General features: G+C 48.6%; 13 protein-coding genes. 10 read left to right on the forward strand and 3 right to left on the reverse strand.

The genetic code is table 11. From position 1 onward, the window contains the following. Nucleotides 1-30 precede the first annotated feature (30 nt). From VN23_RS03610 to VN23_RS03635, 6 genes are all read left to right on the forward strand, one after another. Complete coding sequence (locus tag VN23_RS03610) at nucleotides 31-639, forward strand: response regulator transcription factor (protein ID WP_046353492.1); 609 nt, start codon at nucleotides 31-33, stop codon at nucleotides 637-639. A gap of 161 nt (nucleotides 640-800) precedes the next feature. After that, nucleotides 801-2,045, forward strand: coding sequence for an ABC transporter substrate-binding protein (locus tag VN23_RS03615; RefSeq protein WP_046353175.1), 1,245 nt, complete (start codon nucleotides 801-803; stop codon nucleotides 2,043-2,045). A gap of 172 nt (nucleotides 2,046-2,217) precedes the next feature. After that, nucleotides 2,218-3,120, forward strand: coding sequence for a carbohydrate ABC transporter permease (locus VN23_RS03620; RefSeq protein ID WP_046353174.1), 903 nt, complete (start codon nucleotides 2,218-2,220; stop codon nucleotides 3,118-3,120). Continuing rightward, nucleotides 3,110-3,961 carry a carbohydrate ABC transporter permease gene (locus VN23_RS03625; protein WP_046353173.1) on the forward strand — a complete coding sequence of 284 codons (852 nt, stop codon included), beginning with the start codon at nucleotides 3,110-3,112 and terminating at the stop codon, nucleotides 3,959-3,961. Before VN23_RS03620 ends, VN23_RS03625 begins: the two co-directional genes overlap by 11 nt. Nucleotides 3,962-4,093: 132 nt before the next feature. After that, complete coding sequence (locus tag VN23_RS03630; protein WP_046353172.1) at nucleotides 4,094-5,185, forward strand: ABC transporter ATP-binding protein; 1,092 nt, start codon at nucleotides 4,094-4,096, stop codon at nucleotides 5,183-5,185. An 88-nt stretch (nucleotides 5,186-5,273) separates the two neighbouring features. Continuing rightward, nucleotides 5,274-5,606: a DMT family transporter gene (locus tag VN23_RS03635; RefSeq protein WP_046353171.1), complete on the forward strand. Its 333-nt coding sequence runs from the start codon at nucleotides 5,274-5,276 to the stop codon at nucleotides 5,604-5,606. 215 nt (nucleotides 5,607-5,821) lie between these two features. Here VN23_RS03635 and recR read toward each other — a convergent pair whose 3' ends face one another. From recR to dnaX, 3 genes are all read right to left on the reverse strand, one after another. Next, complete coding sequence (recR, locus tag VN23_RS03640) at nucleotides 5,822-6,418, reverse strand: recombination mediator RecR (protein ID WP_046353170.1); 597 nt, start codon at nucleotides 6,416-6,418, stop codon at nucleotides 5,822-5,824. A gap of 119 nt (nucleotides 6,419-6,537) precedes the next feature. Continuing rightward, nucleotides 6,538-6,867, reverse strand: coding sequence for a YbaB/EbfC family nucleoid-associated protein (locus tag VN23_RS03645; protein WP_046353169.1), 330 nt, complete (start codon nucleotides 6,865-6,867; stop codon nucleotides 6,538-6,540). A gap of 16 nt (nucleotides 6,868-6,883) precedes the next feature. Next, entirely contained in the window at nucleotides 6,884-8,593 is a 1,710-nt protein-coding gene (gene dnaX, locus VN23_RS03650; RefSeq protein WP_046353168.1) for a DNA polymerase III subunit gamma/tau, read from the reverse strand. A 16-nt stretch (nucleotides 8,594-8,609) separates the two neighbouring features. Here dnaX and VN23_RS03655 point away from each other — a divergent pair, with 16 nt between their 5' ends. The 4 genes from VN23_RS03655 to VN23_RS03670 all read left to right on the forward strand — a co-directional run bounded on the left by VN23_RS03655 (nucleotide 8,610) and on the right by VN23_RS03670 (nucleotide 13,617). Then, nucleotides 8,610-8,807 carry an oxidoreductase-like domain-containing protein gene (locus tag VN23_RS03655; RefSeq protein WP_052746745.1) on the forward strand — a complete coding sequence of 66 codons (198 nt, stop codon included), beginning with the start codon at nucleotides 8,610-8,612 and terminating at the stop codon, nucleotides 8,805-8,807. After that, complete coding sequence (dacB, locus tag VN23_RS03660; protein ID WP_052746744.1) at nucleotides 8,804-10,222, forward strand: D-alanyl-D-alanine carboxypeptidase/D-alanyl-D-alanine endopeptidase; 1,419 nt, start codon at nucleotides 8,804-8,806, stop codon at nucleotides 10,220-10,222. The genes VN23_RS03655 and dacB overlap by 4 nt, the downstream gene beginning before the upstream one ends. A gap of 365 nt (nucleotides 10,223-10,587) precedes the next feature. Continuing rightward, a complete protein-coding gene (locus VN23_RS03665; protein WP_046353167.1) occupies nucleotides 10,588-11,673 on the forward strand; it encodes an extracellular catalytic domain type 2 short-chain-length polyhydroxyalkanoate depolymerase in 1,086 nt (361 codons plus the stop codon). Nucleotides 11,674-12,042: 369 nt separating this feature from the next. Continuing rightward, on the forward strand, nucleotides 12,043-13,617 hold the full coding sequence (locus VN23_RS03670; protein WP_046353166.1) for an oleate hydratase: 1,575 nt from the start codon (nucleotides 12,043-12,045) through the stop codon (nucleotides 13,615-13,617). The last annotated feature ends 12 nt before the right edge of the window (nucleotides 13,618-13,629 follow it).

Consider the following 13,629-nt stretch of genomic DNA (forward strand, 5'->3'; position numbering starts at 1 on the left):
CTGAGTATTACTATCTTGAAAGGTAATTGTATGCGCCCTATCGCTGTAATTGATGATGACTCCGCTGTTCGTGATGCCCTGCAAATTTTGTTTGAAGCGCATCAATGGCCGGTATTTGGCTTTGAATCGGCAGAACATTTTTTAAAAGAATCCGATGCCGCAGAGTATAGCTGCCTGATTATTGATGTTCGTATGACGGGCATGAGTGGTTTAGAGCTTTATGCTGAATTAAAAACATCTTTTTATTTGCCGCCGGTTATTTTCTTAACGGGGCACGCCGATGTGCCAATGGCCGTTGCTGCAGTTAAAGATGGCGTGATGGATTTCTTAGAAAAACCATGCGATTACGGCCTGCTGGTTTCCAGAATTGAAGCTTGCCTTGCCCGGGATGAAGAAGCGCGTAGCGCGTGGACAGCCCGCCAGTCCCTAGACGAGCGCTTGGAAAGTCTGACCCCGCGTGAGCGTGAAGTGCTGCGTGAATTACTCACTGGCCGCTTAAATAAGCAAATTGCGGATGAATTAGATATCAGTATTAAAACCGTAGAAGTGCACCGGGCACGTATTTACACCAAATTAAAAGTGCGCTCTGCCGGTGGTTTGGCTGCATCTTTGAAAGGAGTGCAAATCTCGGAAATTTAATTGAAAAGCCAATTCGTATTCCTTTGTTTGGTTGCTAGGGTATTTACCTTAGGGTAATGGCCCGATCGTGTTTTGCCTCATTTAAATGGCGATGTCATCAAACTAAAGTCATTGCAGCACGCTTAGTTGGCAATGTGCGTTCCCACACAAGGAATACGATCATGCAGAAACTGAAGGTGAGTTTGTTGGCAGCTAGTTTTTCGATTGCGTTTTCTGTGCATGCTGCGGATGTTGAGGTATTACATTGGTGGACTTCTGGTGGAGAGGCAAAAGCGGCTGTAGAGCTTAAAAAAATGCTGGAAGCCAAAGGCCATAAGTGGAAAGATTTTGCCGTGGCAGGTGGGGCGGGCGATAACGCGATGACGGCGCTTAAAACCCGTGTGGTCTCTGGCCAACCCCCTGCTGCCGCTCAAATCAAAGGGCCATCTATTCAGGAGTGGGGTAATGAAGGTGTTTTGGCTTCTTTAGACGATGTGGCTAAAAAAGAAGGCTGGGACAAATTACTACCCCCTGTTGTTGCCAATGTTATGAAATACAAAGGCAGCTATGTGGCGGCTCCTGTAAATGTGCATCGTGTCAATTGGCTATGGGTGAATCCTGATTTACTCAAAAAAGCCAATGCCAAAGTACCCACTACTTGGGATGAGTTTTTTATTACTGCGGCAGCTTTACAAAAAGCCGGAATTCAACCCTTGGCCTATGGTGGCCAGCCTTGGCAAGATGCCACGGTTTTTGAAGCAGTGGCCCTTGGTGTGGGCGGCAGCGATTTCTATAAAAAAGCGTTTATTCAGCTCGACCCTACCACGCTGAGCAGTGCCAATATGATTAAGGCGCTGACTACCTATAAAAAACTCAAACCTTACACAGATAAAAATGCACCGGGGCGCGAGTGGAACTTAGCCACATCGATGGTGATTAATGGCAAGGCCGCCATGCAAATCATGGGCGACTGGGCTAAGGGTGAATTCCTTGCGGCTGGCAAAGTGCCGGGTAAAGATTTCCTCTGTGTGGCAGCGCCTGGCACAGCAGCTGCTTACACCTTTAATATCGATAGTTTTGCCATGTTTAAACTGCCAAATAAAGACGCGGAAAAAGGGCAAAAAGACTTAGCAGTCACCTTGATGAGCCCTGCATTCCAAGAAATATTTAATCTGAATAAAGGTTCTATTCCAGTGCGGCAAGGCATGGATATGAGCAAGTTTGATGATTGCGGCAAAAAATCAGCCGAAGATTTTAAAGCCACCTCGGCCAAAGGATCACTATTGCCATCATGGGCGCACGGAATGGCGATGCGCTCGGCCACCCAAGGTGCTGTGGCTGATGTGATCTCGCAATTCTGGAATGATGATTCAATGACTGCTCAGCAGGCGAGCGTGAAGCTGGCTGCAGCAGCAAAAGTTAAATAAATGCAGTAATCAACGGGGCTGGCAGCCAGCTGGCTTTTTTGCTGTAGATCAATCTTAAAGCCGACAGATTGCCAGTGCCCCGTTTTACTTGCCAGCCTCTCTCATAAGAAGCGAATTTTTCTTATGCCTTGGTCTTTCCCGCTTGCGGGATGAAGAAGCTCTGGAGAAAATAATGTCTACATCCGCTCAGGAAGCACAATATGGCTTCGCGGAGCGCTGGCTGCCGCGCCTCGTATTAGCGCCATCCTTTTTACTTACGCTGTTTTTTTTATATGGTTTTATTCTTTGGAATGGGTATTTATCATTTACCGTTTCAAGACTCATGCCTAATTTAGAATGGACAGGTTTGGCACAATATCAAATATTGTTTGAAAATGAGCGCTGGTGGGTAGCGGTAAAAAATTTGTTTATTTTTGCAGGTTTATTTATTGGCAGCGGGATGGCGATTGGCATTGGGCTGGCTATTTTTTTAGATCAGAAAATCCGTGGCGAAGGCGTATTACGCACAATTTATCTTTACCCGATGGCACTCTCTTTTGTGGTGACGGGTACGGCATGGAAATGGATGTTAAATCCCGGATTAGGTTTAGAAAAACTAATGCACGATTGGGGCTTTACGCAGTTTACTTTCGATTGGCTGGTTAATTCTGAAATGTCGATTTATACCGTGGTGATTGCTGGCGTATGGCAATCATCGGGATTTGTCATGGCTTTGTTTCTAGCGGGTTTGCGCGGTGTTGATGATTCCATATTAAAGGCCGCGCAAATTGATGGTGCTTCTTTACCTAGAATATATTGGAAAATCATTCTTCCCGCATTAAGACCGGTGTTTTTTTCTACCCTGATGATTTTGTCGCATATCGCCATTAAGAGTTTTGATTTAGTGATGGCCTTAACGGGAGGAGGGCCAGGGTTTTCTTCTGATGTGCCTGCCACCTTTATGTACGCCATGGCATTTACGCGAGGGCAAATGGGCGTAGGGGCAGCTAGCTCAATGATGATGCTGGCCACTGTTGCTGCGCTGGTAGTGCCTTATCTTTATTCGGAATTAAGGGGCAAGAAAAATGGCGAATAAAATGGGCCGAGCCCTGCTATATACCTTGCTGTGTTTGGCTGCTTTTTATTATCTATTGCCGCTGTATGTGATGTTTATTACCTCGGTTAAAGATTTGGATGAAATTAGGAGTGGCAATTTACTTTCATTTCCTACTTCCATATCGTTCGATGCTTGGAGTAAAGCATGGTCATCTGCCTGTACAGGGGTAGAGTGCCATGGCTTATCTTCCTATTTTTTTAATTCAGTCAAAATGGTGATTCCTGGTGTATTAATCTCGACCACGCTGGGTGCGATTAATGGTTATGTATTGGCGAAATGGCGTTTTAAAGGGTCAGAAATCGTCTTTGCCATGATTTTATTTGGCGTGTTTATGCCCTTTCAAGTATTGCTCTTGCCTATGGCGCAAACATTGGGCTGGTTAGGAATTGCCAGTTCTACAACCGGTCTTGTATTTGTTCACGTAGTTTGCGGTCTGGCATCCACCACCTTATTTTTCAGAAACTATTATGTGGGTATTCCGGATGAGCTAATTAAAGCAGCAAGGCTGGATGGTGCAGGATTCTGGCGTATCTTTTTTAAGATTATTTTACCGATGTCGACGCCGATTATTATGGTGACGCTGATTTGGCAATTTACCAATATCTGGAATGATTTCTTATTTGGCGTGGTGTTTTCAGCCGGGGATAGCCAGCCGATTACGGTAGGGTTAAATAATCTGGCGAATACCTCAACATCAGTTAAAGAATACAACGTCGATATGGCCGCAGCCATTATCGCGGCCTTGCCAACTATCTTGGTGTATGTGTTTGCCGGTAAATATTTTGTGCGTGGATTAACGGCAGGCGCGGTGAAGGGTTAAAAAACCTGTAGACACAGAGTTCAATGAGAACACAGAGAAATACGTTTAGTCTTTTATAGAAAACGCTGTCGTTGATCTATTGTGTTGGATGTGTTTTTTGGTGATAAATGCTGAAATATTAAGGAATAAACAATGGGCGCACTGGCAATTAAAAATATCATCAAAAGCTTTGGTGATACAGATATCCTAAAAGGCATTGATATTGCCATTGAAGCAGGTGAATTTCTGATTTTGGTTGGGCCATCTGGCTGTGGTAAATCGACTTTAATGAATATTATTGCAGGTCTTGATGCGCCAACGAGTGGCGAGATTTATATCGGCGGGCGCAAGGTAAATGATGTGCCGCCTAAAGATCGAGATATCGCAATGGTGTTTCAAAGCTATGCGCTTTATCCCACCATGAGCGTTCGGCAAAATATTGCTTTTGGTTTGGAAACGCGTGGCGTGCCAAAAAAAGAGCAGGAAGAGATTATTGAACGCGTTTCTAAAATGCTGCAAATTACGCCCTTATTAAATAGAAAGCCGGCTGAATTATCCGGTGGGCAGCGCCAGCGTGTGGCAATGGGGCGAGCTTTAGCGCGTAATCCAACTTTATTCCTATTTGATGAGCCGCTATCTAATTTAGATGCCAAATTGCGCGTTGAAATGCGTACTGAAATTAAGCAATTGCATCAACGTTTAAAAACTACCATTGTTTATGTCACCCATGATCAAATTGAGGCGATGACGCTGGGGGACAAAATTGCGGTTATGAAAGACGGGATTATTCAGCAATTTGGTAGCCCGCAAGATATTTATGAAAAGCCCTCTAATTTATTTGTGGCTGGTTTTATAGGTTCGCCGTCAATGAACTTTATTCCCTGTCATTTGGCTGAGCAAGATGGGCTGCTTGGAGTGAGCTTGCAATCCGATGGTGAAATTCAGTTTTTAGCGGTGCAGCAGAGTGAGGCGCTTAAACAACGAGTGGGGCAGAAAGTGTTTTTGGGTATTCGGCCAGAGCAACTGGATGTGGCGGATGATGAACTGGGTGGCTTGGGCTGCCTTGTGCAACTGACCGAGCCCACTGGCCCTGATACCATGATCTTCACAGAAATAAATCACACTCCTGTTGTAGCGCGGATTCACCCAAGGGCGGCTAAAGGGCCGGGAGAAACACTGCGCTTATCTCTCGATATGACTAAGGTGGTCATGTTTGATCCGGAAAGCACCTTAAGAATTGAGTAATTATTTTGTTGTTCTAGTCATTATTTCCCCGTCTTTCCTTGCCCGCTTATCGTAAGATAGCGGGCTTGTTTTTGTAGGTTGTGGATTGATGAATGCTTATTTTTTATTAGCGGTGGCTATTGTGGCCGAAGTGATCGCTACATCGGCTCTAAAAGCCACTGAAGGCTTCAGCCGTCTGATGCCCAGCATGGTCGTAGTTGTGGGCTATGGCGTGGCGTTCTGGATGCTTTCTTTGGTATTAAAAAGTATGCCGGTTGGTATGGCTTATGCGATCTGGTCGGGTATGGGTATTGTGCTGGTGACCATCGTGGCGATGTTGTTTTACGGCCAGAAACCAGATTGGCCCGCTATTATCGGCTTGGGCCTGATTGTGAGCGGGGTGGTGGTGTTACAGCTGTTTTCTAAGATGTCGGCGCATTAGGTATGTGATAACAATGTAAGAGACCAAGTGCGAACTTTGGATAAGACGCAGCTGATTAAAAAATGGGTGAAGTGAGTGTCGACACGTTGACCTCTACATTAGAAACGCTGCAAGAGGTTTTTGCGGAGTAGTGATGGTGGTTTTAATCGGAGGCCTTTACTCTGCCTACACAAAGCCCCCTAGTCAGACTGGCCAGCCGGAAAATAAGCGAGAAATCAAACACTGCGTCGCTCAAGCATGGCTTGCGCCAGCGTGCCTGCATCGACGTGCTCTAGTTCGCCGCCTACCGGCATGCCCCGAGCGATGCGGCTAACTTTTAGGCCGCGGGCTCGCAGCATTTCGGCCAGATAATGCGCAGTGGCTTCGCCTTCGGTGGTGAAGTTGGTGGCTAAGATGACTTCTTCCACAATGCCGTCGCTGGCACGCTCCAAGAGCCTTTCTAAGGCGATATCTTTGGGGCCGATGCCGTCCAAAGGACTAAGCCTGCCCATCAAGACAAAATACAGACCATGAAAAGCCAGTGTTTGCTCCAACATCATCAGATCGGTCGGCATTTCCACCACGCAGAGTAGATTGTGCTGGCGTTTTTCATCGCTGCACACATCGCATAAATCCACTTCGGCAAAGGTATTGCACAGGCTGCAATGCTTGAGCTTGATCAGGGCGTTATTCAGCGCGGTGGCTAAATCGGCCGCGCCTTTTTGATCACGCTGCATCAAATGAAAGGCCATTCTTTGTGCGGATTTCGGGCCAATGCTGGGCAGGGTTTTGAGTGCGGCGATCAGTGCATGCAGGGATGGCGGTGTGGACATGGGGTGCTCTGGCGTAAAAAAGGGGCAGATTGCCCCTTTTTGATAGGCTTGTATCAATCACTGTAGGGCGGGTAAAGCCGGTGGGTTTCACCCGCGTAGATTGACACAAGTCGTCTCAATTAAAACGGCATTTTAAAGCCAGGTGGTAATTGCATGCCTGCCGAGAAGCCAGCCATTTTTGCTTCTGATGTGGCCGCTGCTTTACGTACTGCATCGTTAAATGCCGCAGCAATCAAGTCTTCCAGCATGTCTTTATCGTCGGTCATCAGGCTGTCGTCGATGGCGACGCGCTTCACTACATTGGCGCAGGTCATCACCACCTTCACCATGCCAGCACCCGCCTGACCTTCTACTTCTACGGTTGCCAATTCGTCTTGGGCTTTTTTCATGTTTTCTTGCATTTGTTGGGCTTGTTTCATCAGATTGCCCATGCCGGCTTTACCAAACATTGTCGTTGCTCCTTGGTTAATTGAGTGGTTTGATTGAATCAGGAATCACTGTGGCACCAAAATCGCGTACCACGGATTGTACAAAAGGATCGTTTTGAATTGATTGCGTTGCAGTTGCAAGGCGAGCCAATTTTTCTCTTAAGGCAATCGCCGCTGGCGTGTCACCGCTGGCCGAACCTAGGGTAATCGTCAGCAAAATATCATGGCCAAAGTGATTGCTGAGCGCTTCGCGCAGCTTTTCCTGGTAGGCGCGGCTGGCGACGGCGGTGTGTTCTTCGCCCACTAATAACTCGATAGAGTTCGCGGTATAGCCAAGCAATTCGGCGTTTTGCGCCAACATACCTGCGGCACCCAGCTTGAGCTGCAAAATCAGCGCGCGCCAGTCGCCATTAAACGGGCCTTTTGTGACGGGCGCTGAAGGAGTAGCAGGGGCCGCAGGGGCAGGTGGCGCAGCACGTTCTTCCTCGTGCCAGGGCGGCGCATCGTAATGAGCGGGTTCATCGCTGATTGGCGGACGCGGCGCGGCTTGCTGCTGTACCGGTGGATTGGGCGCAGGAGCAGGCGTAGGCACGGCTTGAATCGCTGGTGTTGCCGTTAAGGTCGGACTAGCTGCCTGCGATGGTAGATTAATTTGGCTGGCTTCTGCGGGAGCGAACGCTAACATCCGCAGTAGTGTCATGCTAAATCCAGCGTATTCATCCGGAGCCAGCGGCAGATCGCGGCGGCCATGCAGGGCAATTTGATAATAAAGCTGGGTGTCTTCTGGGCTCATGGCCTCCGCAAGAGCGGCAATTTGTGCTCGCTGCGGCAAATCGTCGGCTAAGGCTTTGGGTACGGCTTGCGCTACGGCCACTTGGTGCAGCAAATGCGCCAGCTCGTGCAAGGCTGATTCGTAAGACAAGCCACGGCCCGCAATGGCGTCGGCGGTGGCTAAGACGGCGTTGCCATCGCCCGCAATCAGCGCTTGCAGAATATCAAATAAATAACTCTGATCCACCGCACCCAGCATGGCACGTACGGCTAGCTCGCCTACATCGCCACCGCCATAGGCAATGGCCTGATCCAAGAGGCTGAGCGCATCGCGCATCGAGCCATTGGCGGCGTGGCCAAGGATATTAAGCGCGCCTTGCTCGAAATTGATTTCTTCGGCCTGCAATACTTGCGCCAAGTGGCCGGAGACTTGCTGCGGTGTCATTTGGCGTAAGGAGAACTGCAGACAGCGGCTCAGTACCGTAATCGGCACTTTTTGCGGATCGGTGGTGGCTAAAATAAATTTAACGTGCGCAGGCGGCTCTTCCAGCGTTTTAAGCATGGCGTTAAAAGCACTTTTTGACAGCATGTGTACTTCGTCGATAATGTACACTTTGTACCGCCCGGCGGTTGGCGAATACTGCGCGTTGTCGAGCACTTCGCGAATATTGTCGATACCGGTGTTCGATGCCGCGTCGATCTCTAAGAGATCAACAAAGCGCCCTGCGTCAATCTGCGTACACGCCGAGCACACGCCACACGGTGTGGCGGTGACGCCGGTTTCGCAGTTCAGCGCTTTTGCCATAATCCGCGCGATGGTGGTTTTACCCACACCGCGTGTGCCGGTCAGCAGATAGGCGTGGTGTAAACGATCATTTGCGAAGGCATTTGCCAGCGCTTTGATCACATGTTCTTGCCCAACGAGTTGGGCGAATGATTTGGGCCGCCATTTGCGTGCCAGTACTTGATAAGCCATAGATGAATTCTACCAGATGCTGCCACTAGATAATCAGTTCGAAAACGATCCGCCTCCGGAAGCGCCAATAGAGCCAGAGTTTGAATCCTGCTGCGGAAGCGGCTGTGGGGATAGCTGTGTCTTTGATATTTATTATGTTTTACGCGCCCAGTACCTTGCGGATTACGCCGCTTGGCAGGCGCGTCAGGCTGCTCAAAAAGAGAAACCTCTTTGAAAAATACCCATCATTTCTTGAAAAAAATAGTATTAGTTTGTGCCTTCGCTTGGGCTCCGGCCTTTGCCGCCGAGCTGCCTGCCGAGATTGTAAGCGCTTTAAAGGCTGCAAAACTGCCGAGTGATTCGCTTAGCTTGGCGATTGTACCGCTGCAATCGTCTCTGCCTGCGCTCTATTTTCAGGGCGATAAGCCAAGCAGCCCAGCATCCACCATGAAGCTGGTGACCACCTATGCCGGATTGTCGCTTTTAGGCCCAACGTATCAATGGACCACTGAAATCTCGTCCACGGTTAAGCCCGTGAATAGCATTTTAAACGGTGATCTTTACATTAAGGGCTACGGCGATCCAAAACTGAATCTGGAACGATTCTGGCTGATGTTGCGCGATTTAAAAGCCGCTGGCGTCAGAGAGATTCGCGGTGATTTAGTGCTGGATCGTAGTTTTTTTAGCTCAAGCGACGAAAGCGCCAGCTATGACGACGATGGCGATGATCCATATCGGCCCTTTTTAGTTTCCCCTGACAGCCTACTGAGCAATTTAAAAAGCCTGCGTTTAACGCTTAGGGCCGAGGCCAGTGGCGTGGTTGCCTCGCTGGAGCCTAATTTGGCGACGGTATTAATTGACAATCGCCTGATTAGCAGCCCCACAGCCAATTGCGCAACAAACAAGCTCCGCCTGGCCATCGATAATCAGGGAAGTAGCGCCAAAATATCATTGAGTGGCAGCATGCCTTCGGGCTGCACGAGCGAGCGTTATTTGGCGTTGCTGGATCACCCCAGCTATACCGCCAGCCTGTTTCGCAGCCTGTGGGCGGAGCAGGGCGGGGTGATTATGGGGGTGAATCGTACGGGGCTGGTGCCGAGCGAAGCGCAAGTTTTGCTGACCACACGCTCGCCTGATCTGGCGAATGTGATTCGTGATATTAATAAATTCAGCAATAACACGATGGCGCGGCAGCTTTACTTAAGCCTTGGCTCCACTGAAGCGGGCAAAGATTCCTCTACTAAATCCTTTGCGGCGGTGCGCCGCTGGCTTGCTGGCCGAGGCAAAAATTTTGACGAGTTAAAAATGGAAAATGGCTCGGGCCTATCAAGGCAGGAGCAAATTAGCGCGCGTCATCTGGCCGATTTATTGATTGATGCATGGCAAAGCCCTTACGCCGCAGAGTTTATCTCGTCTTTGCCGCTGGTGGCGCTCGATGGCACGATGAAAAAGCGCCTTGGCAGCATGGCGGGCGAAGCACATATCAAAACCGGCACCTTGCGTGATGTACGCGCCGCAGCGGGCTATGTGCGCGATATTAACGGTCAAACTTCGGTGGTAGTGGCGATGATTAATCACCCGCAGGCTGTGGCGGCCTTGCCTGTGCTGGATGAAATTTTACGTTTTGTGCATCACAGAGTGGCGAAGTAGCTTGATGGGCAGGAGTGGCTTTATCCGTGAATGCCTCAGTATTGCTTGAGTCTTACGATAAAGAGGCTTCAGCTTAAAGCTAAGATCCCTCAAGCCCACAGAGAGCACAGCGTTTCACAGAAAACCTCAACGATTTGATGGTTTTCTCTGTGTTCTCGTTTTACTTTGTGGGTCAAGATTTAGTTCGCTATCAAGGCAAACTGAAGCATCTTTATAATCAGAAATGTTCCTGAGTTTTAAAGCGCCCAAAGACACACTGCTCAAATGTCATAAAAAATTCAAGAGCGGATGTATTATTTCTCGTTGAAGATTACTAAGTTTAATGAAAGTTAATTTTAAACTGGTGTCTTAATTGGGAAAACATCATGAAAGCAAAGTCAATAAAGTATCTTCGTCATTTAGCCGGGGCTGCTATATTTTTAAGCGTGTTCGCCGATATTGCGCTTGCAGATAAAGCAGCAAAACTACCCGCTTACAAAGTGGATTTAAGCCAGACTTCTGTCTCTGGCTTGTCTTCCGGCGCGTTTATGGCCGCGCAATTTCATACTGCGTTTTCTGGCACGCTGGTCGGCGCAGGCATTGTGGCTGGTGGGCCATTTTATTGTTCTGGCTCGGCTTACCCTATGCCGCCGTCTGTTACGGTGGCCCAAACGGCCTGCATGAACCCCTCTCTGAGTGCTTACGGCCCGCCTGATCCTCAGCTGCTCCTGCGGTTGGCAAAGGGCTTTGAGCAGTCTGGTACCATCGATCAACTCGATTTATTAAAGAGTCAGAAAGTTTATCTGTTTAGCGGCAAGGCCGATAAAACCGTGGCTACGGCGGTGGTGGATCAAGCCACTGCGTTTTACCAATTAGCAGGCGTGCCAGCGCAAAATATTAAGTATGTACAGAGCGTGAATGCCGGGCACGCCATCATTACGAATAATGCAAAAGATGTGGTTTGCGCGGATACGCAAGCGCCTTATATCAATGATTGCGATTTTATTCAGTCGCAAGATATTTTGAAGCATATTTACGGCGATCTGCAGCCTGCGCTGCCCGCGCTTAGCGGCAAGATTGTTCAATTTGATCAAAGTGAATTTATCAAGTCTGGCTACACCAGCATGAGTGATGATGCTTATCTGTACGTGCCTAAGGCTTGTGAGGCAGAAACCTGCAAAGTGCACGTTGCCTTTCATGGCTGCGAGCAGGGGGCAGAGAAAATCGGCAATCTGTTTTATGGCACCACAGGTTATAACGAGCTGGCCGACGCTAATAAAATCATCGTGCTTTACCCACAAGCAAAGGCTAGCTACGGATTTTTTACCCCGCTTAACCCCAAGGGCTGCTGGGATTTTTGGGGCTATTCCGATCCACTTAACCCTTTAGCACCTAATTTCTACAGCAAAACGTCACCGCAGATGTCTGCAGTGAAAGCCATGCTTGATCGCTTGGGGCAGAGTAAAAACTAATTTAGTGAAGGGCGGTTGAAAATCCATCTGTTTGTGGGATTAGCGGATGGGTTTTTCGCCCTTGTTTTAAGCCTGATCGATTACAAGCAGGTTGTTTTCCATAAAGCCTTCAGCATGGGCCTCGCTCATTAAAACCAAACTAGCGGTAGCGCGAATGTGCATCCTTGGCGCTTAGCCCCCACGGCGAACATGCTGAAAATGCTGAGCTTTTTTCGCTTCAGTACAACAGAGAAGCAAATTAGAGCGACTGCACACCTTCTGCCAGATCTTGATTCATATCAATTTTCTCCCCTTGGCATCGTGACACCCTGTACTTCAAGCGTTATTAAATTGAATCGCGGATTTGTGATGACGCATTCGGAGAAAATAATGGGAACAACACTCAAAGCTACCCTGATCGGTGGCGGAATTGGTTCTTTAGCTGCCGCTGCCTTTATGATTCGTGATGGTGGTATTCCTGCACAAAACATCAGCATTCTGGAATCGCTGCCGCGATTAGGTGGCAGTTTGGACGCCGATGGTGATGGCAGGATGGGCTATTCCTTGCGCGGCGGGCGCATGCTCACCACCGATAATTACGAATGCACTTGGGATTTATTTAAAACAATCCCTTCTTTGATTGCCCCAGAAAAAACGGTATTTCAAGAAACCATTGAATTTAATGAAATATTCAAATCGCATGCAATGGCGCGATTGGTTGATTGCCGGCGCGCCAAAGTTCACGTCAGCTCCATGGGTTTCTCCATGCAGGATCGCTTGGAATTACTCAAGTTAAGCAGTGCCGATGAAGCTGAGCTCGGTGTCAGTTGCATCACCGATTGGCTATCACCCGCATTTTTTGAGACTGAATTCTGGTTTATGTGGGTCACCACCTTTGCTTTTCAACCATGGCACAGCGCGGTTGAATTTAAGCGCTATCTGCATCGTTTTATGATGGAATTCTCACGCATTGAAACTTTGGGTGGCGTTAAACGCACCATCTACAATCAATATGATTCCTTGGTGCTGCCGCTGCAACGCTGGTTGCAAGAGCAAGGCGTGCATTTTGAAATGAATTGCACCGTTACCGATATGGATATTCAAACGGAGCAAGGCGCTCATACCGTCACTGGCCTGCATTACAAAAGGGACGATGGTGCTACCGGATTTATTGATATTGCCGCAGGCGATTTGGTGTTTTTCCAAAATGCGTCCATGACCGATGCATCTAGCCTTGGCTCAATGCAAAGCTCACCTGAAAAACGCAATAAAGCGCATAGCGGAGGCTGGGATTTGTGGGAAAAAATTGCTACTGGTCGGCCAGAATTCGGTAATCCTTCTACGTTTAATAGCCGTATCGCTCAATCGCTATGGGAATCGTTTACCGTCACACTGAGCGACCCTGCTTTTTTCAATCAAATGATCGCGTTCAGCGGCAATCAGCCGGGTACGGGTGGCTTGGTCACGTTTAAGGATTCCAACTGGTTGATGTCTGTCGTTCTGCCGCATCAACCGCACTTCGCCAATCAGCCTGAAGATGTGCAAGTGTTCTGGGGCTATGCGCTATCCCCTGATCGGGTCGGCAATTTTGTTGCCAAACCGATGGCAGATTGCAATGGCGAAGAAATCCTGCGTGAATTATGCGGGCACTTGCGTTTTGATCTAGATACGGTGCAAACCGCCAATTGCATTCCCTGCCGCATGCCCTATATCACCAGCATGTTTATGCCGCGCCAGCTGGGTGATCGGCCACTGCCTGTGCCAGCAGAATCCAAAAATCTGGCCTTCATCAGCCAGTTTGTGGAAATTCCTGAAGATGTGGTGTTTACCGTGGAATATTCCGTGCGGGTGGCGCAATTGGCGGTGTATCAATTACTACAAATAGATCGCGAGGTGCCACCGATTACAGCGCATGATAAATCGGTAAAAGTTCAGTTTGAAGCGCTGCTGAAGGCGCTGAAATAAGCTTAGCCAGAC

Origin of the sequence: Janthinobacterium sp. B9-8 (assembly GCF_000969645.2) — a bacterium.
Classification (GTDB): Bacteria; Pseudomonadota; Gammaproteobacteria; order Burkholderiales; family Chitinibacteraceae; genus Iodobacter.

Excerpts from the sequence above, each read along its gene's own strand:
- VN23_RS03665 (WP_046353167.1), top strand. The coding sequence starts at position 10,588 with ATGAAAGCAAAGTCAATAAAGTATCTTCGTCATTTAGCCGGGGCTGCT.
- VN23_RS03610 (WP_046353492.1), top strand. The coding sequence starts at position 31 with ATGCGCCCTATCGCTGTAATTGATGATGACTCCGCTGTTCGTGATGCC.
- VN23_RS03645 (WP_046353169.1), bottom strand. The coding sequence starts at position 6,867 with ATGTTTGGTAAAGCCGGCATGGGCAATCTGATGAAACAAGCCCAACAA.
- dnaX (WP_046353168.1), bottom strand. The coding sequence starts at position 8,593 with ATGGCTTATCAAGTACTGGCACGCAAATGGCGGCCCAAATCATTCGCC.
- VN23_RS03655 (WP_052746745.1), top strand. The coding sequence starts at position 8,610 with ATGCTGCCACTAGATAATCAGTTCGAAAACGATCCGCCTCCGGAAGCG.
- VN23_RS03625 (WP_046353173.1), top strand. The coding sequence starts at position 3,110 with ATGGCGAATAAAATGGGCCGAGCCCTGCTATATACCTTGCTGTGTTTG.
- VN23_RS03635 (WP_046353171.1), top strand. The coding sequence starts at position 5,274 with ATGAATGCTTATTTTTTATTAGCGGTGGCTATTGTGGCCGAAGTGATC.
- VN23_RS03630 (WP_046353172.1), top strand. The coding sequence starts at position 4,094 with ATGGGCGCACTGGCAATTAAAAATATCATCAAAAGCTTTGGTGATACA.
- VN23_RS03620 (WP_046353174.1), top strand. The coding sequence starts at position 2,218 with ATGTCTACATCCGCTCAGGAAGCACAATATGGCTTCGCGGAGCGCTGG.
- VN23_RS03615 (WP_046353175.1), top strand. The coding sequence starts at position 801 with ATGCAGAAACTGAAGGTGAGTTTGTTGGCAGCTAGTTTTTCGATTGCG.
- VN23_RS03670 (WP_046353166.1), top strand. The coding sequence starts at position 12,043 with ATGGGAACAACACTCAAAGCTACCCTGATCGGTGGCGGAATTGGTTCT.
- recR (WP_046353170.1), bottom strand. The coding sequence starts at position 6,418 with ATGTCCACACCGCCATCCCTGCATGCACTGATCGCCGCACTCAAAACC.